Origin of the sequence: Streptomyces flavovariabilis, from assembly GCF_000725785.1 — a bacterium.
GTDB lineage: Bacteria > Actinomycetota > Actinomycetes > Streptomycetales > Streptomycetaceae > Streptomyces > Streptomyces hawaiiensis.
In genome coordinates, this window is the sequence record NZ_JNXD01000012.1 from 267,373 (window position 1) to 290,312 (window position 22,940).

Genomic DNA, 22,940 nt, shown 5'->3' on the forward strand with positions numbered 1-22,940 from the left:
TCCGGCCGCGCCTTCAGCGCGTCGCCCAGTGGCATGCCACCTGGGCCGTGCCGCCACCGTCGAGGATCTCCGGATCCTGGGTCCGGCACGCGTCCGCGACGCCCGCCCGTTCCGCCTCGCCGCTCGCGAGGATCTGGCAGCGGGCGTGGAAGCGGCAGCCCGACGGGACGCGGGACGGGTCCGGGGGCTCGCCCGTGAGGACCACCGGGGCGCCCGGGGCCTCGGGGAGGACGGACAGCAGTGCCTGGGTGTACGGGTGCCGAGGGGCCGTCAGAACCTGCTCCACCGCGCCCGTCTCCACGATCCGGCCCAGGTACATCACAGCGACCCGGTCGGCGATGTTCCAGGCCAGGCCCAGGTCGTGCGTGACGACCAGGGCCGAGAGGCCCAGTTCGGTGCGCAGCCGCAGCAGCAGGGCGAGGATCTCGCCGCGCACCGAGGCGTCGAGGGACGCCACCGGCTCGTCGGCGACGAGGAGTTCGGGTTCCAGAACGAGCGCGCCGGCGATGACGACCCGCTGGCGCTGCCCGCCCGACAACTCGTGCGGATAGCGCAGGAAGAAGCGCTCCGGGGGGCGCAGACCGGCCCGGGACAGGGCATCGGCGACCGCTGTGCGCTCGTCACCGCCGTAGCGGTGGATGCGCAGACCCTCGGCGACCGCGTCGTACACCGTGTGCCGGGGGTTGAGGGAGCCGCTCGGGTCCTGGAGGACCAGCTGGACGCGCTTGCGGTAGGCCTTGAGGGACCGGCCGGAGTAGTCCAGCGGGCGCCCGGCGAACGTGACCCGGCCCGCCGTCGGCTCGACCAGACCGAGCAGGCCACGGGCCAGGGTCGTCTTGCCGCAGCCGGACTCGCCGACCAGCGCGACGATCTCGCCGGGGCGGATGTCGAGGTCGACGCCGTCCACCGCCCGGGCCCGGGGGCCGCCGTGCCGGCCGGGGAAGGTGACGTGGAGGCCCTGGGCGCTCAGCAGCGGGGCCGTGGTGACCTCGGGGGCCGTGGGGGACGTGGTCATGGCGTGCTGGGCCTCGCTTCCTCCAGGGCCTCCGGTTCCCCGGCCGGCCGCTCACCGCGGGCCTGCGGATCCCGGCCCGCCGCACGGGGCTCCGCTCCCGGCAGGCCGACCAGCACACACGCCGCCCGCCGCTCCGGCCCCGCCTCGCGCAGCGCCGGGTCCTCCTCGACACACGACTCCAGCGCCACCGGACACCGGGGATGGAACGTGCAGCCGGACGGCAACGCGGCCGGGTCCGGCGGGTCGCCCGCGAGTCCCCGCGGAGCGAACCGGGACGCCGGGTCGCCGATGCGCGGGAACGCGGCCGACAGGGCCCTGGCGTACGGATGCCGGGCGTCCTCGTACACCTGGGCGGCCGGCCCCTCCTCGACCACCCGGCCCGCGTACATGACGGCGAGCCGGTCGCAGGTGTCGGCGAGGACCGCCAGGTCGTGGCTGATCATGATCAGTCCGAGGTCCTGGTCCGCGACGAGCTGTTCGATGAGCCGGAGGATCTGCGCCTGGATCATCACGTCGAGCGCGGTGGTCGGCTCGTCGGCGACGATCAGCCGAGGGTCGCAGGCCAGCGCCATGGCGATCATGACGCGCTGGCGCTGCCCGCCGGACAGCTCGTGCGGGTAGGCGGCCGCCCGGGCGGCCGGCAGACCGACCTGCTCCAGCAGCTCGCCGGTCTTCTTCTTCGCCCCGGCCGCGGTGGCCTTCCTGTGCAGCAGGATCGGCTCGGCGATCTGGTCGCCGATGCGGTGCACGGCGTTCAGGGAGTGCATCGCGCCCTGGAAGACGACGGAGGCCCCGGCCCAGCGGACCGCCCGGACCCGGCCCCACTTCATGGTCAGCACGTCCTCGCCGTCGAGGAGCACCTCCCCGGTGATCCGGGCGCCCGACGGCAGCAGCCGCAGCAGGGCCAGCGCCAGCGTGGACTTGCCGCAGCCGGACTCCCCGGCGAGGCCGAGCTTCTGCCCCGCCTCCAGACGCAGGTCCACCCCGCGCACGGCGGCCGCCCCGCCCGCGTAGGTCACGGTCAGGTTCCTGACGTCGAGCAGACTCAACGCGACACCCCCAGCCTGGGGTTGAGGACGGACTCCACGGCCCGCCCGCACAGTGTGAACGCCAGCGCCACCACGGCGATGGCGATGCCCGGCGGCACCAGGTACCACCAGTCCCCGGCACTGACCGCGCCCGCCTCACGGGCGTCCTGGAGCAGCCCGCCCCACGACACGACCGTCGGATCGCCGAGGCCCAGGAAGGCCAGCGTCGCCTCGGCGAGGATGGCCGAGGAGATGATCAGAGTCGTCTGCGCCAGCACCAGCGGCATCACATTGGGCAGCACGTGCCGGGACATGATGTGCCAGTGGCCGCCGCCGAGCGCCTTCGCCCGCTCGATGTACGGCCGGGTCTCCACCGCGAGCGTCTGGGCGCGCACCAGCCGGGCCGTGGTCGGCCAGGTGGTCACGCCGATCGCGACGACGGTCGTGGTCAGCGAGCGGGACATCACGGTCGCCAGGGCGATCGCCAGCACCAGCGTCGGCATGACCAGGAACCAGTCGGTGATCCGCATCATCACCGTCGCGTACCAGCCCTTGAAATGCCCCGCCGTCACCCCGATCAGGGTGCCGATCGCCACCGACAGCACGGCGGCGAGCAGCCCGACCAGCAGCGACACCCGCGAACCCCAGATCACCAGGCCCAGCAGGTCGCGACCGAACTGGTCGGTGCCGAGCGGGAACTCGGAGCTCGGGCTCTGCATCGGACGCCCCGGCGCGCCGGTCACGCTGCTCACGTCGGAGCCGACGAACAGCGGTGCGAACAGCGCCAGCAGCGCGCACAGCGAGAGCGCGGTCAGGCCGTACAGCCCCGCCCGTTCGGAGCGGTACTGCCGCCAGAAGCGGGCGACGGACGCCCGGCGCCGCTGCCGGGCGAGGGCGCGCGGGCTCAGGCCCGGGCCGGTCGTCGTCGTTGTCATCGGGCCACCCGGGGGTCAAGCAGCGGATAGACCAGGTCGGCGAGGGTGTTCATCAGGATCACCGCGGCGGCGAACACGAAGAACAGCCCCTGCACGAGCGGCAGGTCGGGCACGCTCAGCGCCTGGTAGAACAGCCCGCCGAGGCCGGGCCAGGAGAACACCGTCTCCACGAGGATCACGCCCGCCACCGTCCGGCCGAGGTTGATGAAGATCAGCGTCACGGTCGGCAGCAGCGCGTTCGGCACGGCGTGCCGACGGCGCACGAGGTCGTCGCGCAGTCCCTTGGCCCGCGCGGTGGTCAGATAGTCGCTGCCCATCTCGTCCAGCAGTGCCGACCGCGTGACCAGCAGCGTCTGCCCGTACTCCACGGCCACCAGCGTCACCACCGGCAGCACCAGATGGTGCGCCACGTCGAGGACGTACGCGAAGCCCTCCTCGCCGCCCGACTCCATGCCACCGGTCGGGAACATCCCCGGGAGCGGGCCGATGCCCACCGACAGCACGATGATCAGCAGCAGCCCCAGCCAGAAGGACGGGATGGAGTACAGGGTCAGCGCCAGGCCGGTGTTGAGGCGGTCGCCGAGCCCGCCGCGCCGCCATGCCGACCGGGTGCCGAGGAAGATGCCGAGCACGGTGTAGAGGACGAAGGCGGTCCCGGTGAGCAGCAGGGTGTTCGGCAGCGCCTCGGTGATCTTGTCGACGACGGGGGCGCGGAACTGGTACGACGTCCCGAAGTCGCCCGTGAGCGCTTTGCCGCAGTAGTCCGTGAACTGCCGCCACAGCGGCAGGTCGAGCCCGAACTCCTCCCGATAGGCGGCCAGCTGCTCCGCCGACACCTGACGGCCGCCCGTCATGGTCTTCACCGGGTCGCCCGGGATCAGCCGGAACAGAAAGAAGCTGGTCACGAGCACGGCGAGCAGCGATACGGCGGCGCCGGCCACCTTGCCGGCCAGGTACCGCGGGTACGCGGAGCCCTTGCGTACCCGCGGCCCGGCCGCGGTCTGCTGCTTGTCCTCGACCAGCGCGGGGGTCGCGTCAGCGGTCATGAGTACCCGCTCGCCGCTCTACTCGCGTTCCTCGGCGGTGGCCCGCCGCCGCATCGCCGCGAAGGCGCCGAGCCCGGCCAGGACCACGACACCCGCGACGACGCCGACCACGACCCCGGTCGACGACGCGTTGTCGGAGGTGCCGCCGGAATCGGCCGGGACCGCCGACCACCAGCTCCAGTAGCCGTCCTGGCCGTAGATGTTGCCCGCCTTCGCCGGCATGGTCGTGATCGACTTGATCTGGTCCGTCCGGAAGGCCTCGACCGCGTTCGGATACGCCATGACGTTCATGTACCCGAGGTCGTACAGCCGCGACTCCATCTGCTTGACGATGTCCGCCCGTTTGGCGGGGTCGTACTCGGCCAGCTGCCGGGCGTAGAGCTCGTCGTACTTCTTGTCGCAGATGAAGTTGTCCGTCGCGCCCGTCTCCTCGGGCGTCGCCGGGAGCGCCCCGCAGGTGTGGATGGACAGCACGAAGTCCGGGTCGGGGTTGACCGACCAGCCGTCGAACGCCAGGTCGTACTTGCCGGCCAGCCACGGGTCGGTCACATTGTCCAGGCAGTTGAGCTGAACGCCGATGCCGAGCTCGCCCCACCACTCCTGGAGGTACTTGCCGACCGCTTTGTCGTTCGGGTCGGTGGCGTGGCACAGCACGCGGTAGGTGATGGGCTTGCCGTCCTTGCCGACGCGCTTGCCGTCGCCGTTCTTCTTGTAGCCCGCCCGGTCGAGCAGCTGAGCCGCCTCGGCCGGGTCGTACGCCAGTTTCTGGTCGGCGGACGGCTTCCAGAAGTAGTCCTGGAAGCGCGGCGGGAGGTAGCCCTCGCCCTCGACGGCGTGGCCCCGGAACACCTTGTCGATGATGGCCTCGCGGTCGACCGCCCGGAACAGCGCGTTGCGCACCCGCTGGTCGAGCAGGGAGGGGTGGCCGTCGCCGAACTTCTTGCCGTTCTTCGCCTTCGCGCCCGGGTTGGTGGCGAGGGCGTAGAAGCGGCGGCCGGGGGCGTCGTTGACCTGGATGTCGTCCGCGCCCTTGAGGGACTCCGCCTGAGCGGGTGTCAGGGACGGGGACCCGGCGACGAAGGACACCTCGCCCTTGCGCAGCGCCGAGACGGCCGCGTCCTGGTCCTTGTAGTAGCGGAAGACCAGCTCGTCGAACTTCGGCGACCCGCGCCAGAAGGTCTTGTTGGCCTTGAGCCGGACGTAACTGTCGGCCTTGTAGCCGCTCAGCACGAACGGCCCGTTCCCCACGACGGGGAAGTTCTTGTCGTTGTTGAACTCGGAGAAGTCCGAGACCTTCTCCCACACGTGCTTCGGCACGATCGGCACGTCCAGCGCGGCCATCGTGGCCTGCGGTTTCTTCAGCTCGATGACCAGTTTGGTGGGACTCGGAGCCGTCACCCTCCGGAAGTTCCCGACGTAGCTGCCGTTCGCCGTGGCCGCGCCGGAGTCGGTCATCATCTTGTTGAACGTCCACGCCGCGTCCTGGGCGGTGGCCTGCTGCCCGTCCGACCACGCGGAGTTGGAGCGGATCGTGTACGTCCAGGTCAGCTTGTCCGGCGACGGCTCCCACTTGGTGGCCAGGCCCGGGATGGCGTGGTTGTCCTTGGGGTCGTAGTTGGTCAGGTACTCGTACATGAGCCGGTGAATGCTCGTGCTGAGCAGCCGGACCGCCAGGAACGGGCTGAGCGAGTCCACGCTCTGCGCCACGGCGACGGTCAGCACCTTCTTGCCGTCGTCGGCCGCCCGGGCCTGCCGGGGCGCCGGGTCGAGCGGGGTCGCGAGAGTGGCGGTGAGGGTGAGCGCGGCCGCCCCGGCCAGGGCGACGAGCCGGAGGCCGTGCGGGAGGCTGCGTTTCTGATCGTTCGTGCCCATGGTCGGACCTCGCGTCATCGCTCGGACGGGAAGGACGGGTTGATCAGCTGTCAGATGTGTGATGTGTGTGTACCAGCGGCCGTCTCCACCCGTCAACGGCGTGTTCACCCCTTGTGGCCTGCGGAAATAACGAATTGGCGAGCTTTTCACCCCCATTGGTCGAGACCACTGACGCGCTCCTGGCCAGGGCCTGGCAACGGAATTCGCCCCTGAACGCGCCGAGGCCCGCGCCGAGTCGGATCGGCGCGGGCCGGGCGGGGATCGGTCCCTCAAAAAGGGCCGATCGAGTGAGGTGATTACTGCGTCGGAGGCGGCGGCGGGGTCTGTCCGTCGGGCTGCCCCGGCTGACCGGGCTGGGGATAGCCGTAGCCCGGCTGCTGGGGAGCGGCCGGAGGCTGGCCCGGCTGGGGGTACGGCTGCCCGGGCTGCTGCCCCGGTTGCGGGTAGGGCGGCTGGCCCGCGGCCTGCGGGTACGGCTGACCCGGTTGGGCCGGAGGCCGGCCCGGCTGCGGATACGGCTGCCCGGGCTGGGCGTACGGCTGGCCGGGCTGTGGTTGCGGCTGCTGCGGGTACGGTCCCGGCTGGCCGGGGACCTGCTGACCGGGAGCCGGCTGCTGCTGCCCGGGGTACGGGGGCTGGCCCGGCTGGGCGTAGGGCTGACCGGGCCCGGGCTGGCCCGGCAGCGGCGGGGCCGCGACCGGCGGCGGGTTGCCGTCGGACGTCCACAGGCCGTGCGACTGCTGGTGACGGACCAGATCCTCGGCGACCATCGCCGCGAGGTTGAAGTACGCCTCCCGCACCTTCGGCCGCATCATGTCGAGGTCGACCTCGGCACCGGCGGCCAGATGCTCGTCGAACGGCACGACGACGACGCCCCGGCAGCGCGACTCGAAGTGCGTCACGATGTCCTCGACCTTGATCATCTTGCCGGTCTCGCGGACCCCGGAGATGACGGTGAGGGACCGCGAGACGAGATCGGCGTACCCGTGCGCGGACAGCCAGTCCAGCGTCGTGCTCGCACTGCTCGCACCGTCCACGGACGGCGTCGAGATGATGATGAGCTGGTCGGCGAGGTCCAGCACACCGCGCATGGCGCTGTAGAGCAGACCGGTACCGGAGTCGGTGAGGATCACCGGGTACTGCTTGCCCAGCACGTCGATCGCGCGCCGGTAGTCCTCGTCGTTGAACGTCGTGGACACGGCCGGGTCGACGTCGTTGGCGATGATCTCCAGGCCGGAGGGCGCCTGGGACGTGAACCGCCGGATGTCCATGTACGAGTTGAGGTACGGGATCGCCTGGACGAGGTCTCGGATGGTGGCCCCGGTCTCCCGCCGCACACGGCGCCCGAGGGTGCCCGCGTCCGGGTTGGCGTCGATCGCGAGGATCTTGTCCTGCCGCTCGGTGGCGAGCGTCGCGCCGAGCGCGGTGGTGGTCGTCGTCTTGCCGACACCGCCCTTGAGGCTGATCACCGCGATCCGGTAGCAGGACAGCACGGGCGTGCGGATCAAATCCAGCTTCCGCTGCCGCTCGGCCTCCTCCTTCTTGCCACCGAGCTTGAACCGGCCGCCGCCGGCCGCCGGACGGCTGCTCTTCGTCTTCTGCTTCTTGCTGTTGAGCAGCCGGTCGGACGACAACTCCACGGCAGCGGTGTATCCGAGCGGCGCGGCCCCGGGGTTGGTCGGCTGCCGCTGGTCGTGCTGCATGGGCTGCGGCCAGGCGGCACCGGTACGCGGATCCACGGGATGCCCGGGCTGACCCGGGTGCCCCGACTGGTCGGGCTGCCCGGCGTGCGGCGGCTGGGCCCCGGGCTGCGGCTGCGCCTGCGGGGGCACGCCGGGGTGGGGCTGGGCCTGCTGGGCAGGCGGCTGCGGGAAGCCGTAGCCGCCCTGGGCGTTGGGGGCGCCGGGGTGCGGGAAGCCGTAGCCGTCCTGCGGGGCCGGCGCGGGGGCGGCCGGGGGCTGCTGGGGTGCCGGAGCAGGGGCGCCCTGCTGGGGGAAGCCGTAGCCGCCCTGCGCGTGGGGCGCGGGCGGACTGCCCGGCTGCTGGTCCGCGGCCGGGGGCTGTGCCGCTGGGGCGGGGGCGCCGGGGTGGGGGAAGCCGTAGCCGCCCTGGGCGTTCGGCGCGGCCGGGGGCTGGGCGCCCGGGTGCGGGAAGCCGTAGGCGGGCTGCGGTGCGGGCTGCGGTGCGGGCTGGGCGGGCGGCTGGCTCGGCGCGGCCGGCTGGTTCCACGCGGCGGGCGCGGGCTGCGGCGCCTGCGGCTGGAACGGCGGCTGCTGGGCCGGTACCGAGGGGTGCGGCGGCACCGGCGGCTGCCCCTGCGCTGCCTGCGGCTGCGCGGGGACGTTCGGGTTCGGGTGCTGAGCCTGTGCCTGCGGCTGCGCCGGCACGTTGGGGTCCGCGTGCTGTGCCTGCGGCTGCTGCTCCGGCTGGATGGGCCACTGGCTCGCGGGAGCCGGGGCGGCCGGCTGGTACGACGGCGGGAGCGGCGGCACGGCCTGCGGGGCCGGGGGAGTCGGGTCGGACAGCGTGCTCTGTGGCGCCCCGGGGAAGGCAGGGGCGGCGGATACGACGTCCTCGGGCCCGCTCTCCCCGGAGGCGGGGTCAGCGGGGGACGCGTCGGTCGGCTCGGCAGCAACCGCCCCTGCGTCCTCGTGCTCAGCCCCGGCCGGTACGGAGCCCACCGGCCGGTCAGCCTCCGGCTGGGTTGCCTCGGGCTGGACGTCCTCTGCCTTGGCCTCCTCTGCCCTGGCCTTCTCGGATTCGGCGTCCTCCGCCTTGATGTCCATGGATCCGGCGTCCTCGGCCCCGGCGTCGTCGGGCGCGGGGGCCTGGACATCGGTCTCTTCGGACGGGGCGTCCTCGGGCGCCGCGACCTGCGGCTCCAGGACGCCGGATGCCACGTCCTCGGCTTCCGGCCGCGTGTTCTCCGACTCGGACTCGTCGGCCGGCGGTACGTCGGCGAAGGCGTCCGCGTCCAGCGCGTACTCCGAGACCGCAGCGGAGGCGTCGCCGGCCTCCACGCCGGGGCCGTCGTCCTCCGCCTCATCGGTACGGGCACCGCTGCCGGCCATGTCGGGGGCGGCGGAGGCGTCGGGAGTGCCGGGCGTGGCAACCGCCTCCGCGGCGGCACGCTCCGCGATCTCCCGCTTCAGGGCGACGGCGGAGAAGCGCATGGTGGCGCCGCTCTCCAAGTCGCCGTTCGCCGGCTCCGCTTCCTCACCGGGGGGAGCGACGGCAGGGGAAGCGGCCGGGGGAGCGGGAGGATCAGCCGGAACCTCCGGCGTGGCGGGAGCCGCCTCCGGCGGAGCAGGCGGCGTCCACTGCGCCTGGTACCCACCCGCGGGGATGTTCGGCACGGCCGAAGGCGAGGACGCGTCCCCCGCGGGCGCCTCGGGCTGCCCCTGGGGCTGAGCCCCCGGATGTGACCCCTGGGGCTCGAACCCGCTTCCCATCGGAAGCTTGGGCACGGCCGAAGGACCTTCGGAAGAAGGCGCGGGCGCTGCCGGCGGTGCGAAGGGCGCATCCGGCGCGGGCGCGGGAGGTGTGAAAGGAGCGGGCGGCGGCGCGGGGGGAGTGAAGGGCGCTTCGGGCGCCGGAGCCGGTGCAGAGGCCTGCCCCGGAAAGGACGACGGGAAGGACGAAGGGCCACCGGATGGGTTGGCGTGCGGCGGCGGGGTGAGTCCGGGCAGCGGCGGCACCGGCCCCTTGGGCATCCCGGAACCTCCGGGGGTTCCCGCAGCCCCGGGACCTCCGGGCGCCCCCGCAGCCCCGGAACCGCCGGGTGCACCGGAAGCCCCCGGCCCCGCGGAAGCCCCGGACGTCCCCGGAGTGCCGGACTCCTCGGACGGCCGCGCCTCAGCCCCTTGCCCGGAGCTCGCGCTGCCCGAGGCGTTCTGCGTGTACCAGGCGGGCGGCGCGTAGTCGATGGTGAACTCGCCCGTCATCTCTGCTGCGGACTCCGCGTCGGGCTGGTCATCGCCGGGTGTCGCCCAGCCCCCGCGGATCCCGTCCCGATCGCTGCTCACAGTGTTCCTCCTGGTGTGGTCGAGCACCCTCATGCCGTGCTGGGGCGACCCTTGCTTGTCGTCCGACGTCGTGTGAAGTCGTTTGAGGCGTATCGAGGTCGTCCGAGGTCGTCCGCTGCACAGGCTCCCCCGCTTGCCCCTGGGACGCCGACGCCCACTCCACGGGGTCTGACGCCGAGCCCTGTCCCAGCCTAATCACCACACGCCCCGGCCCGGCAGGCCCGTCCGCCCCTCCACAGCGACGCCGGACCTCGAAAACCATGCAAATGCGACGTAATTGCCGACGCAACCCTTGACAAACCGGGTGCTACGAACGGTTTCCCCGCCAGGCCCGTCAGTCCATCCGACGTGGCGTACCCAACAACCCGGTCTCCGCGTCCGTGGGCTGTGTCATCACGTACTGCCGATCGCGGTCGGTACACCACAGGGTGAGACCGTCGGAGAGCCCCGGCAGGGAGTCCATTTCGGCCCGGGTGAGCGCCATCGTGCGGCCCAGTTCCGTGGCCTCGTCGGGCGACACCCTCTGAATCCCGACCAGCCGCGCCTGCCGCACGAGCCGCGGAGCGACCGGGCTGACGTACGGCAACAGGGTCAGCACCGACTGCCAGGGCCCGGAGACCACGCGACCGCGAGGTGGCCGCATTCCGCAGTCCCGCACCACCAGCACCGGCGTGCCGGCTGAGGCACCCAGCGGCGGCACCCGCCCGACGTCGTACACGGCCATCCCGTTCTGACCGCCCCCCATGGCGTGCACCATCGGCATCCAGACCTGCGCCCGCGCCGTCTCCACGGCGACCCGCGTCCCCGTTGCCGCCGCCCTGAGCGCGATGACCTGCACGGTCCACAACCCGCCGATGAGTACGACGTCGTACGGCAGCGGCCGATTGAGCCCGAGTACCGCGGGCCGGTTCTCCGCGTCCACACCGATGACGACGCCGTCGTCGGCGACGGGAAGGGCAAGGGTGTCCAGTTGGTCGACGGTCACGGAGTGCCGCGGGTGTCTCGGGCCGATCAACCCGAAGCCGCGGCGCAGCAGTTCACGCGCCCGCTCGGGGGCAGAGGTCTGCGGCTCGACCCGTCCGGTGGCCGCCGCCTGTCCTACGCGCGGGGTCGTCGCCGTCACCGGACACCTCCGAGGGGCAGAGTGGCGAGCATGCCGGGTACCTGTTCCCGGTCGAGCCGGGAGAGCCCCATGCCCGTGTGCCGGGCCGCAGCCTGCACCGCGCGCCGGGCGGCGACGAGTTCGTCGTCGCTGCGCCCGGTCACCCGAAGGTGCCCGCAGACGGACACCTCCTTCCGCTCCCCCCGCCTGAGCGTGAGGCTGAAGGTGGTGGCGAGGGTGGGAACGGCCGTGACCAGGGCGACGAGCTGCGGCAGCGACGGCGCCCTCTCCCCGCCCAGGGCGGGCCACCGACGGATCCAGTACGTGGTGTGTCTGCGGTTGTCGCAGCGCCAGTTCCGGCCCGACTCCTCGGTCCGACGCTCACGCGTGTCCGTCCGCCCGGCCTCCGCCGTCACGAGCGGGTTGGCGCAGGCCGACGTGGCGATGGCGGAGATCAACTGCTCCTCGTCGAGGAGGGTCGCCCGGAATCCGGATCCGGTGAGCCGGCTCGCGAGATGATCGGCGGCACGCACGACGCACTTCTGCGCTCCGACCAGGCCGCCCCCACGCGCGGCCACCGCTTCCGCGCACAGCTCCGGATCGAGCTTCAACGCGATCCACGTGATGCGTACGGCCGGCGCACCCGTCTGCTCCTGCAGGGGCGCGTAGTTGGCGACGGCCACGGACTGCCGGGGCAGATGGATCGCGGGCGCGGGCTGGGTGTGGAGCACGACCTGCGCCGACTCCAGCCGGATCCCGTCCACCTCCAAGGCGTCGTGCACCAGAGAGAGCGGCAACGGCTGCTTGTTCCGCTCGGCCCGCAGCGCGGTGGCGTCGGCCTCGACATGCAGGACCGCGGTGACGAACGTACCGTCCCCGACGATTCCGACGGGCCGGCGGTCGCGGCCGGTGTACGTGTACGTCCGCAGACTCGGGTCGCACTCCACGGCCGGCGCCAGCCCCGGCTCCGTGCCCTCCGGTATCGGCGTACTCGCGGCCCGCCGCTGCCGTGCACGCAACGCCTGAGCCGTGGCCAGCCACTCGGGCAGGGAACGCCCCCGGCGACGGAGGAAGGAGAGCAGCACCAGACAGCCGGCGAGGACAGCCGCAGGCACCACGGCCACGGGATCGATCAGCCATCCGACGAGCAGGATGGCCGCCGCGACCTCGAACAGGACAAGGCGTTGCAACCGGAATGCCCCGACCTGACCCGAACGCACCCTGGAGTGGAGTACGCCCGGCGAGGCCGGCCGCCGCGCCGGTCCCTGCCCGGACGCCGAAGCACCCCGTGTCCGCGATCGGTCACGGGACCGGGCGCGCGTTCCGGAAGCCATCACTCCATCCCCCCGTTCTGCTGACAACTCACTGCTGTTTCAGCACCGCACCATGCCCTGAAGGCCCGGGCACCCTACCCGCTCCACAAGTCCCCGCGGATACCAGGCATAGTAGGGGGCCGCTCTGACACCGGAACGGTCGGCATGACACACCAGGCGAGCGCGGCACATCTGAACACGGGGAGAGACAAGCAGAGATGGCATCTCGGCGCGACCAGCTCAATGCCTACACCTTCGCGAAGCGCCGCATGCTCGCGGCCTTCCTGCAGTCGTCGCCCGACGGTTCGGAGGAGGGGGCGCCCCGTCCACTGCGCGCGGTCATCCCCGGCGCCATCGTGGCTGTGGTCGTCATGGCCGTCTTCGGGGCCTGGGGCATGTTCAAGCCCACCGCACCCAAGGGCTGGGACGAGCCCAACGCCAAGGTGATCGTCGCGAGCGACTCGACCACGCGCTACGTCGTCCTGAAGACCGGCAAACAGGTCCAGCTGCACCCGGTCCTCAACATGGCCTCCGCGAAGCTGCTCCTCAACGAAGGCCAGGGCGATGTGGTGACCGTCGCCGAGTCCGTCCTCGACAACGGCAAGATCCCCCACGGGGCCACCATCGGCATCCCGTACGCGCCCGACCGGCTCCCCTCGGCGTCCGAGGCGGGCGGCGAGAAGCGCTGGGCGGTCTGCGAACGCCGCAGCACGGGCGGCGAGTCCATCCAGAAGGCCGCACTGGTCCTCGCCTCCCGCGACTTGAAGGCGACCGAGGGCAAGGGCGAGAAACTGACGGGCGGGCAACTGCTCTACGTCGTGGCCCCGGACGGGAAGCACTACGTGGTGGACGCGAGCGGACGCTCGTACCCCATCGACAAGAGCAACGAACTGCTGCTGCGCGCCGTCGTCGGCTCCGGACGCAAGCCGCAGAAGGTCTCCGACGAGTGGCTGGAGACCCTGCACACCGGCGACCCGATCTCCTTCCCGAAGATCCCCGACCAGATCGGTGTCGCTGCCGACGCCCCAGGTCAACTGGACGACAAGACCGACAAGGTCGGCATGGTTCTCAAGGCGTCCGACCTCAACAGCGACCAGTACTACGTGGTGTTGCCCGGCCGGGTCGCCCCCGTCTCGGCCTTCGTCGCCCAACTCCTGCTGTTCAGCGAGGACCTGGCCTCCCTCGGCCAGGCCGGTGCAGCCAAGGACATGAGCCCGGGTGCGATCGTCCCCGGCAAGCCGTTCGGCACCGAGCACCGCTGGCCCACCGAGGACCCCCAGCCCGTCAACGATGCCTCCGGCACCGCAGGAAGCCGCGGCACCGTCTGCAACGTCCTGCGCGGCGTCGACGCCGGCTCGGGCGCCACGACCCTCAGCACCTGGGCGGGCACGGATTTCCCGGCCAAGCTCCCCACCGGCTCCTCCAGCGCCTACGTCACGCCCGGCTCCGGCCAGCTCTACCGCCAGTTCCAGGGCAGGGAGACCAAGGCCGGCCCCGTCTTCCTCGTCACCGACACCGGCCTGCGCTACGTCCTGCAGTCCAACGCCGACAGCGGCGCGGACGACGCCGGCATCGGCACGACGGCCAAGGACCGCCGGCAGGCCCAGCAGGAGGCCCAACAGGCCCAGACCCGGCTCGGCTACAAGGACGTGGACCCCGCGCCGATCCCCGTCGCCTGGTCGGAGTTCCTGCCCACCGGCCCACGCCTGTCGACAACGGCGGCACGCCAGCCGCAGGGTTCCTGAGGGGGCCGGCCATGCCACACGTGCCCTCCTTCCTCCGCAGGGCGACCGCGGTGACGGCGGCGACCCTGCTCACGACCGTCCCCGTCGTCCTCGCGCCCCCGGCGACGGCGGCCGACCTGCCGTACTCGGACCAGTGCGCGTTCCCCAACGGCAAGTACCCGGGCCGCCCCTGGTCCCTGCAGCGCGTCCTCCTGGACGAGCTGTGGAGCCAGTCCACGGGCAAGGGCATGCGGGTCGCGGTGATCGACACCGGCGTCGACGTGACGAATCCCCAACTCACCGACGCCGTCGACGTGAAGAGCGGCCGCAATTTCCTGCCCAAGAACCTCAAGGACGACGACGGCAACCCGATCGAGCGGGGCAAGGAGAACGGCACCACGGACACGGTCGGCCACGGCACCAAGGTCGCCGGCATCATCGCGGCCCGGCCCGTCAAGGGCACCGGCTTCGTGGGCCTGGCCCCCGATGCGACGATCATCCCCATCCAGCAGAACGACGCGGAGGGCAACGGCGACGTCGGCACCCTGACCGCCGCGATCCGCTACGCCGTCCAGGCCGGGGCCGACGTCATCAACATCTCCCAGGACACCACAAGGCCGATGACGTCGACGTCCGATCTGAAGCTGGCGATCGACCAGGCCCTGAACAAGAGGATCGTGGTCGTGGCCTCGGCAGGCAACGACGGCCTCGGCGGCAACGTCAAGGAGACCTACCCGGCTTCCTACGAGGGCGTCCTCGCCGTCGCCGCCTCGGACCGCAACAACGAGCGCGCCGCCTTCTCCCAGTCCGGCGAGTTCGTCGGCGTCGCGGCCCCCGGTGTCGACATGATCTCCACCGTCCCCAAGGGCGGCCACTGCTCCGACAACGGTACGAGCTTCTCGGCGCCGTACGTCGCCGGCCTCGCGGCGCTGATCAAGGCGAAACACCGCGACTGGACGGCCCGGCAGATCGTCGCCCAGATCGAACAGACCGCGGAGCGCACCACCGCGGGCCACGACCGTCTGGTCGGATGGGGAGTGGTCGACCCCGTACGAGCCCTGACACAGGACGAACACCCCATAGAGTCCCCAAACCCCCAAGCAGGCCTGGGCAAACCCGAAGCCCCCACCCCGGCCGAGTTCCAGACCGGCGAAACCGCCGAGGAACGCAACGCCCGCCTCGCCACCTACGTGGCCGTGGGCGCGGTGGTCCTCGTCGCGGGGATGGGCGGCACGGCGGTGGCGCTCCGGGACGCGCGGCGCAGGCAGAAGCGACGGGTGGCGGGCGGATCATGGACGCGCTGACCGAACTGAATGTCCTCGGCCTCATCCTGTCCGCCGTGCTGCTGGCCATGGCCTGCGTCAAGGCGGACCGCGTCCGGGCATGGCGCGCCGGCATCAATCCGTCGGCAGAAGAACTGTCCGACGCCTCTTTCATCGCCGCTCGCGTCGCGCTCGTCGCCCTGGCCGGCGTCGGCATCTACCTGTGTGTCCAGGGCTTCCGAGTCTCCGATGACACGACCTGGGACGACACCGAGTTGACGACCGCGGTCCAGGGCGCCACGGACGCCCTGGACGGCAGTTCCGGTTTCGGCGAGATCTATGCCGGGGACAACGACACCGGCTGGATCGACGAGTACGCGACAAAAATCGAGCAAGAGGTCGTCGAGCACGGCGGCGGCGACGCCCCGCAGTACGGCGTGACCGCGACGCCCGCCGCCCCGAACACCGCTTCCGAGGTGCACTACACGGTCACGGGCGCCGACTCGGCCTTCTGCATGCAGGTCACACGCACCCGGTCGAAGGACGGGGACTATGAGCCGCCGGGAATCGCGGGAGGTGAGGGGACGGTGACGGTCCCTTCGTACGACTTCGCGGTGACGACGCATGAGGGGGGTTGCTGACTTCGCGGCTCGGCCGGGACTGGTCCCCCTGGTAACTCACATACCACGAAGTTCAGTTGGCCGCGTCTCACACGATGACTACAGTGGTCACCGAGTGTGCCGATCGGTTCAACACCTGTGCACCGCTCAACGACTTTATCAACGGGGAACGGGGAGGGAAGGCATGCTGCCTGCGGAGGGTTTCAAAGTCGGCTTGGAGGCACTGGGAACCTTCAAGAAGCGTGTCGATGCCGTGCTCTCCACATTCGAGGGCTCACCCGGCAGCCCGCAGAAGATCGCGGCGCACGCCCTCTCCCAGGCCTCTTTCAGCGGCTCGGGCGGCTTCGCCGAGGCCAAGGGCCTCCACAGCCAGTACGAGCGCGTCCACGAACGTCTCACCGCACTCTCCAAGAACCTGGGCCACCAGATCGAGGCGATGCAGATCGCCGTCATGGGCGCGAGCGGCAACTTCAGCAACATCGACGAGGAGGAGCGGCGGCGGTTCTGGGAGATCACGGCTGATATCGGCCGTCAGCACCTTGAAGCGAAGCAGGAGAGGGCAGCGGCGGAGGCGGAGAAGCAGGGCGAGTCCGCGCCGGAACGTTCTGATGACGACCAGGCAGGTGACCTGTACTGATGAGCGAAGAGCAGGAACACCCGGTACCGCACCAGGCGGAGAGGGAGCAGGCCGCGGCGCAGGTCAACGTCATCGACATGGTGAGCGGTGCGACGGGGGTAGCCCAGCTCCTCCCCTTCGGCTGGAAGGTTCCCCGTGTCTTCGGCAAGACGAACTTCGAGGGCCACGCCCTGAACGCCATGATCGACATGGTCGAGTCCGCGAAACCGGAGGACTTGGAACTCGCGGGCACTGCCCTGCTGAACGCCCAGACCGCCATCGAAGACGCCGCCGAGGAACTCGAAGGTCACATCACCCGGGTTGATTGGGAGGGCGAGTCGGGCGAGGCTTTCCGCAAGTGGGGCGCCAATCTCGTCATCCACGCCCGCAAACTCGCAGCCTTCGCCGACGCCGCCGGCACCCAGATCACGGCAGCGGCCACGGGCCTCGCCTCCGTCCGCAGCGCCATGCCGCCGCGCGACACCCGAGAGGACCCCAAGGCGGTCGAGGACATTCCGACGCCCAAGCAAATCGAAAGCAACGCGGAGTACGCGGCTGCGGTCAAGGCCGAGAAGGACCGCCAAGAGGCGATCAACCAGATGAACCGGCTGGCGTCCTTCTACGCGGTGTCGGAAGAGATCATGGCGGCACAGGAGCCGCCGACGTTCGAGCCTATGCCGGATGTGGGGGTGCCTAAGCCGCAGCCGGATTACGCAACCCCCATCATCACGGGCGATGAAGTGCAAGGGAACGGGGCACTCGGGACTGTTCGTGAGTCAGTGGTGGCCGGCCAGGACTCGTCGAGCACGGCGTCGAGCCACTCACGTTCAGGAGACATTACCCCGCCGCTCAAGCAGGTGGATGACTCGCCCATCACGTCAGAGCGGAACGTCGGCACTAAGATCGACAGCGTTGGCACTCTGTCGCCCCAGGAAGCCGCAAGGCCGGCGACGAATTCGGTGCCTCCGGTTACCAGCTCAGGCGGTGTCAACGGAGGGACGGCCTTTCCCGTCGCCACCGGACCGGTTTCTCCCGTCCGTGGTGGGCAGACCGGCCGTGCGTCAGGAATCAGGGGAACGAACGGAACTAGGCCCCCGATCTCAGCACAGGGACAAGCAGGCACGTCCGGCGGCACCGCGGCCGGGCGCGGCAGCACGGGCCCGGTGGGACGTGTCGCCGCTCCGGGGCAGCCGGGGGTACGAGGCGGTGGCGTACCGGCAGGCGGCTCTCCCTTGGGGCGAGGTGTTTCGGGCGGAACGCCTCGCCCCATCGGAGGAACGGCGAACAGCCGAACCGACGGCACAGGTTCGACAGGGGCGGCGCGCGGCAATGGTGTTGTCGGAGGACGGCCCACTATTGGTCCTACTCCAAGGTCGACCAGTTCCCGAGTTCCCCGTGGCACGGTCGTAGGCTCCGAGGGCAACACCGGTTCCCGTACGCCTGCAAGCCAGATCGGGCAACGGGGAGTCATCGGAGCGCCGACCACCACGTCTGATGCTCGTCCGGGGCAGACTGCGCGCCCCGCCGCAGGTAATCCCGATGGAATTGTCGGTGCCCCCAAGGGGCGAGCCAGGGCAGGGCGGAATGGTCTCGGCAGGGGCAGTGCTGGAGTCCAACGAGGTCCGATTGGGAATCTGCGAAACAACCGCCGTGATGACCGTGAGGACGATCCCCAACCTGGGAATCAGCGACGCAACGCGCCGCCTGCGGCTGACTGAACGCGAGCGAGGATGTACAGAGGCATGACAGGAACCAGCCCTCGCGGGCATTTGACGGCGCTTGTCGCAAGACGTACCGGAAGGCGGATGTCCATCGTGTGTGCCGCACTCGGTGCGTTCGCCATTGGCGGATCCGGACTGGCTCCAAGCGCGATCGCCGCCGACGTCCAGTCGAAGCAGTGGTACTTGGACGCAATGAATGCTGACGCGATGTGGAAAATCAGCACTGGCAAGGGCGTCAAGGTTGCCGTGTTGGACACTGGCGTGAATCCGTACACATCTTCCCTCAAGGGCCAGGTGCTAGGAGACGCAGTGCCTAAGACGGTCTCATATAACGCCACCACGGACTACGACGGCCACGGAACCAGCATGGCGGAGTTGATTGCCGGGACCGGCGCAGGCGGCGGCTTGCGGGGCCTAGCACCCAGCGCGAAAATTGTCCCGTATCGGGTCCTCGTCAAGGGCGTTAAGAACACCACCGACAAAAGGAAGACACCGTCGGTCGACGATGCGATCAGGGCTGCCGCCGATAGCGATGCCCAGATTATCAGCATGTCATTCGCCGGAGACTTCCTCGATCCAGACGAGGAGAAGGCCGTCAAATATGCCCAGTCCAAGGGCAAGTTGATGTTCGCAGGCACTGGCAATGACGCTGAATCCAAAAACTATATTGGCTATCCGGCGGCCTATCCTTATGTCGTCGGGGTGGCTGCCGCAGATGAAAAAGGAAAAGTCGGTAAGTTCTCGGAACACGGAAACTATGTCGATCTGGCGGCTCCAGGCCTCAACGTGCCCTATTGGTGCGACGCGACGTTCCGCTCGTATTGCAACGGCGGAGATGGAACAAGTATGGCAACTGCCATCACCTCAGCTTCCGCCGCCCTCATATGGTCCGCCCACCCCAATTGGACCGCCAACCAGGTTCTCCGCAGTCTGATCGACACAGCGAGCCGCGACTGGCCGAAGAATAAGCCGAGCAATTATCTGGGCTACGGCTTGGTCCGCCCCCGCAAGGTGCTGGAGAACAGCGACATCAACCCGGGGTCGGCCGCCACCGACCCCCTCAGCTTCGAGAACGGAACCGGCGTCACGGGCGTCACCGCCTCACCCTCCGCTTCCGCATCAACCTCGTCACAGGCCCCCAAGAACACTGCTGGCGGCCGGACTTCGGCGGCAGGATCGACCTCGGAGTCGTCCGACAACACCACGATGTGGGTCGCTCTCGGAGCCGCAGGGGCGGCCTTGGTGATCGGGGGCGCTGCCTTCGCGGTGACCCGCTCGCGGCGAAAAGCATGACGACTCACGCGGGTCAACCGGTCACACACGACCTCTCCGGCGCGATGACGCGCTCGGAAACGAATCACAGCTCTTAGAAGAAGGGGAGTGCCGAAATGGTCGACCGCAAGCTTAATGAAGGCGACGTACAGAGGCTTCAGACCGAGGTCGTCGATCGATACGACAACATCAGGGGATCGCTCGCGAAGCTGCAGGGCACGATCGACATGATCGAGAAGGCCTGGAGGGGACAGGGCGCCCAGGCGTTCAACACGAAGCAGACGGAAATCAACCAGCACATGGTCGCGATCGGCAAGATGCTCGACGACTTCCTCGAGGGCATCAACCTGAACAAGACCGACAAGCGCAACCTCGAGAATCAGATCGAAGCCGACCTCAAGCAGATTTCGGTAGACGATCTCGGTGGAAAGACTTCGGCGCTCAACAGCTACTGAGGCTACCGACGAGCCATCGGCGGCAGCGAGCCGCACCGCGGTCCGGGCTGCGCAGTCCGGCTGAAATCTGCACAGAAACGAGGGAAACATGTCCGGAGCACACTACGACGAACTTGCCGTCACGTACGGCACCATGGATGCGCTCGCCACCGAGCTCGGCAATCAGGCAAAGAAGCTCGAGGAGGACCTCGAGGCCCTGAAGCAGGCCGTGCTCAACGTTTCCTCGGGCTGGGGCGGCGAAGCGTACGAGGAGTTCCAGAAGAAGTCCAAGCAGTGGGACACGCATGCGCGGGGCATCCACCAGGCGCTGGTCAACATCTCGCAGCGAGTCCGCACCGCTGGCGGTGACTACCGAGGCGGCGACCTGAAGGGCGCCAGCTACTTCCAGTAGGAGCGCACAGTCTGCAAAACCAGGGTGGGCACGCACGGGAGGTGCCCACCCTGTGCTGCTGTACCGCGTCGTCAGAAAGCCTGCGCGCCAAACGTCCGTGGTCTGTCCCGAACGAAGTGTTGCGTTGACTACTCCGGCTCATGCCAGGGAGCCCGTCCAACATGCCAGGAGAACTGCTACCAAGTCTGCATACGGTCTCTTCTCGTCATGACGCCTCATACCGGAGTCCCTGATGACCACAACCCGGTTGTCCGTAGCAGCTTCGATCTTCTCGGCCTGAAGGACGACCCTCGATGGTGCGGAACGCGTTCGCCCGAGCAGCGCATCGCCGAGACGGAGTGCTCGCTTCCCTCCGGGTAATTCCGTACCAGTGTCTCCTCCAGAGTGAACGAATAGGGATCATGCACCGAACTCTTCGAGCCTGCGCTGTGTCCGCCGCCTGCCTGTTGGGTATCGCCGGCCCGTCTCCCCTCGCCATGGCAGCGGACACGGCTCCCAGCCAGTGGTACCTCGGAGCCATGAAGGCCGAAGATCTGTGGAAGGTCAGCACGGGCAAGGGCATCAAGGTCGCCGTCATCAGCACCGGCGTGAACCCTGCCACGCCCTCACTGCGGGGACAGGTCCTCACAGGGGTGGATGCCTCAGTGCAATCCGAGAACGTCAAGGGCAGCGTGACGGACACTACCGACACCACCGGTGCAGGGACCACGGCCGCCGAGCTCATCGCCGGAACTGGCCGCGGCGGCGGACTGCAAGGACTTGCCCCCGGCGCCAAGATCATCCCGATCCGTGTGCCGCCCGTCGCACACGACGACGCTCCCCACATCAACTACCCGCTGGCCACCGCCGTGAAGGCCGCCGCCGACAGCGGCGCGCAGATCATCTACTTCTCTATCAACAACCAGTACGCCCTCAGTAACCTGTTCGGGGACAGCAGCGCATTTGAGGACGCGGTCAAGAAGGGAGCGCTGCTGATCGCCGGCACCGGCGACGTCGCAAAGCTGGGCAACAAGCCGCAGTACCCTGCCGCGTTCCATGAGGTGATTGGCGTGGCGGCCGTCGACCGGTCCGGGAAGGTCGCCTCCACGTCTCAGCACGGGAAGGATGTCGACATGGCTGCTCCGGGGGTCGACATACCCCGGTGGTGCGATGCGACTTTCCAGCGGTACTGCAAGGACGGAGGCGGCACCGCAGCAGCGGCTGCGCTGGTGTCGGCCTCGGCCGCCCTGGTGTGGTCCAAGCACCCCACGTGGACTGCTGTGCAAGTTTGGCGAGTTCTTGAGGAAACTGCTGGCCGTGACTGGCCGTCGGACTCCGTCAGCACCTATGTCGGTTACGGTTTGGTCCGCCCTCGGCTGAGCCTCCTGGACGGCAAGGGCCAACCTGGGAGCGCCGACCCGGATGGCGGTCTCTTCTTCGTGCGTCCGGTCACCGGGTCCCCGAGCGCCTCGTCGAGCCCTGCGAAGGGTGCCGAACCGGTGCGCGAGACAGCGAAGTCCGCTCCGTCCGCTGCTGCGGACGCCTCCGACGGCGACAACGGCGCGCCCTTGGCGGCCGCTGCGGCTGCCGTAGCTGTGCTGGTTGGAGGCACGGCGTGGGTGCTGGTACGCCGTCGGCAACGCTGACAACAGGGAGCGCGGTTTGGCGGGCGCTTGGCGACAGAGCTGATGACACCAGGTAACTGGCCGACCGACGACTGGTGCTTGAGGAGCTACCGAGAGGCCAGTCCGGACCAGCAAGCTGCGGACTGGCTCAAGACCCCCATGAGCAACACTCCGTTCCAGAGGCTGCGTCCGCCAGCCTGCTCCCGTGCGGTGCGGGTGGCTTCCTTGCCTGACGGCCGAACTTCAAGCACGTCGAAAGCGCGAGATCGTTGCGCCCCTGCTGCCCTGCCGCCAGCGGCTGGAACACGATCGAGGTCGGCTGTGGCCGCGCGGGCTCGCGGTAGCGGGGCAGCGTGGCGGCCCCAGCCCGCCGTCGTTGGGTTTATCAGCGAGCGGCCAGCCGAGGCCGACGACCGAGCCATAGCGGGATATTGGGAGGGCGACCTCCTGATCGGACTCGAGCGATCGGCGATCGGCACGCTGGTTGAGCGGACAACCCGCTTCACGCTGCTTGTCCACCTCACCGCCAGGAGGGCTATGGCATCGTCCCGCGTACAAAGAACGGGCCGCCGCTGGCCGGCTTTGGCGCGGTGACGATGAAAGATGCGCTTGCGGTCACAGTCGGCACTCTGCCCGCGCAGCTATGGCGCTCGCTGACCTGGGACCGCGGCAAGGAGCTGTCGGCACAAGCCCAGTTCACGATCGAGACCGCGTGTCCCGGTCTCCTTCGCCAACCCGCACAGTCCCTGGCAGCGAGGCACGAACGAGAACACGAACGGCCTGTTGCGCCAATACTTCCCGAAGGGCACTGACCTTTCCCGGTGGGCGGCGGAGGATATCGAGGCGGTCGCTGCCAGCCTTAACAGTCACCCTCGCAAGAGCCTCGGTTGGAAGCCACCCGCCGAAGCTCTCAACGACCATCTACTATCGATCACATAA

The 22,940-nt window shown here is 69.8% G+C and carries 17 protein-coding genes and 3 pseudogenes; 10 read left to right on the forward strand and 10 right to left on the reverse strand.

Annotated elements, in window-relative coordinates; genetic code table 11:
* Positions 1 to 13 precede the first annotated feature (13 nt).
* From IO24_RS0123105 to eccE, 9 genes and pseudogenes are all read right to left on the reverse strand, one after another.
* Complete coding sequence (locus IO24_RS0123105) at positions 14 to 1,015, reverse strand: oligopeptide/dipeptide ABC transporter ATP-binding protein (RefSeq protein WP_031138344.1); 1,002 nt, start codon at positions 1,013 to 1,015, stop codon at positions 14 to 16.
* Entirely contained in the window at positions 1,012 to 2,064 is a 1,053-nt protein-coding gene (locus tag IO24_RS0123110) for an ABC transporter ATP-binding protein (protein WP_031138347.1), read from the reverse strand. The genes IO24_RS0123105 and IO24_RS0123110 overlap by 4 nt, the downstream gene beginning before the upstream one ends.
* Positions 2,061 to 2,978: an ABC transporter permease gene (locus IO24_RS0123115; protein ID WP_031138349.1), complete on the reverse strand. Its 918-nt coding sequence runs from the start codon at positions 2,976 to 2,978 to the stop codon at positions 2,061 to 2,063. Before IO24_RS0123115 ends, IO24_RS0123110 begins: the two co-directional genes overlap by 4 nt.
* Positions 2,975 to 4,024 (reverse strand): ABC transporter permease, encoded by a 1,050-nt coding sequence (locus IO24_RS0123120; protein WP_031138351.1) that lies wholly within the window; start codon positions 4,022 to 4,024, stop codon positions 2,975 to 2,977. Before IO24_RS0123120 ends, IO24_RS0123115 begins: the two co-directional genes overlap by 4 nt.
* 18 nt (positions 4,025 to 4,042) lie before the next feature.
* Positions 4,043 to 5,896, reverse strand: coding sequence for an ABC transporter substrate-binding protein (locus IO24_RS0123125; RefSeq protein ID WP_031138353.1), 1,854 nt, complete (start codon positions 5,894 to 5,896; stop codon positions 4,043 to 4,045).
* Between the two features lie 296 nt (positions 5,897 to 6,192).
* Positions 6,193 to 8,682 (reverse strand): MinD/ParA family ATP-binding protein, encoded by a 2,490-nt coding sequence (locus tag IO24_RS0123130; protein ID WP_476718215.1) that lies wholly within the window; start codon positions 8,680 to 8,682, stop codon positions 6,193 to 6,195.
* A gap of 1,110 nt (positions 8,683 to 9,792) precedes the next feature.
* A pseudogene (locus tag IO24_RS47855) lies at positions 9,793 to 9,954 on the reverse strand (SCO5717 family growth-regulating ATPase); the annotation flags it as partial.
* Positions 9,955 to 10,255: 301 nt separating this feature from the next.
* Positions 10,256 to 11,044, reverse strand: coding sequence for a hypothetical protein (locus IO24_RS0123140; RefSeq protein ID WP_031138357.1), 789 nt, complete (start codon positions 11,042 to 11,044; stop codon positions 10,256 to 10,258).
* Complete coding sequence (eccE, locus tag IO24_RS0123145) at positions 11,041 to 12,357, reverse strand: type VII secretion protein EccE (protein WP_078899365.1); 1,317 nt, start codon at positions 12,355 to 12,357, stop codon at positions 11,041 to 11,043. Before eccE ends, IO24_RS0123140 begins: the two co-directional genes overlap by 4 nt.
* Positions 12,358 to 12,554: 197 nt before the next feature.
* On the opposite strand from eccE, the gene eccB reads away from it, so the two are divergent.
* The 9 genes from eccB (at position 12,555) to IO24_RS0123190 (ending at position 22,022) form a co-directional block, all read left to right on the forward strand.
* Entirely contained in the window at positions 12,555 to 14,081 is a 1,527-nt protein-coding gene (gene eccB / locus IO24_RS0123150; protein WP_031138361.1) for a type VII secretion protein EccB, read from the forward strand.
* An 11-nt stretch (positions 14,082 to 14,092) separates the two neighbouring features.
* Complete coding sequence (gene mycP / locus IO24_RS0123155; protein ID WP_031138363.1) at positions 14,093 to 15,364, forward strand: type VII secretion-associated serine protease mycosin; 1,272 nt, start codon at positions 14,093 to 14,095, stop codon at positions 15,362 to 15,364.
* Positions 15,352 to 15,963, forward strand: a complete 612-nt coding sequence (locus IO24_RS0123160; protein ID WP_031138365.1) for a hypothetical protein — start codon at positions 15,352 to 15,354, stop codon at positions 15,961 to 15,963. Before mycP ends, IO24_RS0123160 begins: the two co-directional genes overlap by 13 nt.
* A gap of 163 nt (positions 15,964 to 16,126) precedes the next feature.
* On the forward strand, positions 16,127 to 16,579 hold the full coding sequence (locus tag IO24_RS0123165) for a hypothetical protein (RefSeq protein ID WP_037668218.1): 453 nt from the start codon (positions 16,127 to 16,129) through the stop codon (positions 16,577 to 16,579).
* Entirely contained in the window at positions 16,579 to 18,276 is a 1,698-nt protein-coding gene (locus IO24_RS45265; RefSeq protein WP_157851285.1) for a hypothetical protein, read from the forward strand. The genes IO24_RS0123165 and IO24_RS45265 overlap by 1 nt, the downstream gene beginning before the upstream one ends.
* A gap of 87 nt (positions 18,277 to 18,363) precedes the next feature.
* Positions 18,364 to 19,572 carry a S8 family serine peptidase gene (locus tag IO24_RS43290; protein ID WP_234335271.1) on the forward strand — a complete coding sequence of 403 codons (1,209 nt, stop codon included), beginning with the start codon at positions 18,364 to 18,366 and terminating at the stop codon, positions 19,570 to 19,572.
* A 95-nt stretch (positions 19,573 to 19,667) separates the two neighbouring features.
* On the forward strand, positions 19,668 to 20,006 hold the full coding sequence (locus tag IO24_RS0123180; RefSeq protein WP_031138371.1) for a WXG100 family type VII secretion target: 339 nt from the start codon (positions 19,668 to 19,670) through the stop codon (positions 20,004 to 20,006).
* Between the two features lie 88 nt (positions 20,007 to 20,094).
* On the forward strand, positions 20,095 to 20,397 hold the full coding sequence (locus tag IO24_RS0123185; RefSeq protein ID WP_031138373.1) for a WXG100 family type VII secretion target: 303 nt from the start codon (positions 20,095 to 20,097) through the stop codon (positions 20,395 to 20,397).
* 518 nt (positions 20,398 to 20,915) lie between these two features.
* Positions 20,916 to 22,022 carry a S8 family serine peptidase gene (locus tag IO24_RS0123190; RefSeq protein WP_234335272.1) on the forward strand — a complete coding sequence of 369 codons (1,107 nt, stop codon included), beginning with the start codon at positions 20,916 to 20,918 and terminating at the stop codon, positions 22,020 to 22,022.
* Between the two features lie 143 nt (positions 22,023 to 22,165).
* On the opposite strand, the pseudogene IO24_RS47660 reads toward IO24_RS0123190, so the two are convergent.
* A pseudogene (locus tag IO24_RS47660) lies at positions 22,166 to 22,295 on the reverse strand (IS701 family transposase); the annotation flags it as partial.
* 18 nt (positions 22,296 to 22,313) lie between these two features.
* On the opposite strand from IO24_RS47660, the pseudogene IO24_RS43295 reads away from it, so the two are divergent.
* Positions 22,314 to 22,940 (forward strand): annotated as a pseudogene (locus tag IO24_RS43295) (IS30 family transposase); the annotation flags it as partial.

Bases quoted from the DNA above. Each gene is read 5' to 3' on its own strand.
- eccE (WP_078899365.1), bottom strand. From the start codon at position 12,357: ATGGCTTCCGGAACGCGCGCCCGGTCCCGTGACCGATCGCGGACACGG.
- mycP (WP_031138363.1), top strand. From the start codon at position 14,093: ATGCCACACGTGCCCTCCTTCCTCCGCAGGGCGACCGCGGTGACGGCG.
- IO24_RS0123180 (WP_031138371.1), top strand. From the start codon at position 19,668: ATGGTCGACCGCAAGCTTAATGAAGGCGACGTACAGAGGCTTCAGACC.
- IO24_RS0123165 (WP_037668218.1), top strand. From the start codon at position 16,127: ATGCTGCCTGCGGAGGGTTTCAAAGTCGGCTTGGAGGCACTGGGAACC.
- IO24_RS0123185 (WP_031138373.1), top strand. From the start codon at position 20,095: ATGTCCGGAGCACACTACGACGAACTTGCCGTCACGTACGGCACCATG.
- IO24_RS0123105 (WP_031138344.1), bottom strand. From the start codon at position 1,015: ATGACCACGTCCCCCACGGCCCCCGAGGTCACCACGGCCCCGCTGCTG.
- IO24_RS0123130 (WP_476718215.1), bottom strand. From the start codon at position 8,682: ATGGACATCAAGGCGGAGGACGCCGAATCCGAGAAGGCCAGGGCAGAG.
- eccB (WP_031138361.1), top strand. From the start codon at position 12,555: ATGGCATCTCGGCGCGACCAGCTCAATGCCTACACCTTCGCGAAGCGC.
- IO24_RS0123190 (WP_234335272.1), top strand. From the start codon at position 20,916: ATGAAGGCCGAAGATCTGTGGAAGGTCAGCACGGGCAAGGGCATCAAG.
- IO24_RS0123115 (WP_031138349.1), bottom strand. From the start codon at position 2,978: ATGACAACGACGACGACCGGCCCGGGCCTGAGCCCGCGCGCCCTCGCC.
- IO24_RS0123125 (WP_031138353.1), bottom strand. From the start codon at position 5,896: ATGGGCACGAACGATCAGAAACGCAGCCTCCCGCACGGCCTCCGGCTC.
- IO24_RS0123120 (WP_031138351.1), bottom strand. From the start codon at position 4,024: ATGACCGCTGACGCGACCCCCGCGCTGGTCGAGGACAAGCAGCAGACC.
- IO24_RS0123160 (WP_031138365.1), top strand. From the start codon at position 15,352: ATGGACGCGCTGACCGAACTGAATGTCCTCGGCCTCATCCTGTCCGCC.
- IO24_RS45265 (WP_157851285.1), top strand. From the start codon at position 16,579: ATGAGCGAAGAGCAGGAACACCCGGTACCGCACCAGGCGGAGAGGGAG.
- IO24_RS43290 (WP_234335271.1), top strand. From the start codon at position 18,364: ATGTCCATCGTGTGTGCCGCACTCGGTGCGTTCGCCATTGGCGGATCC.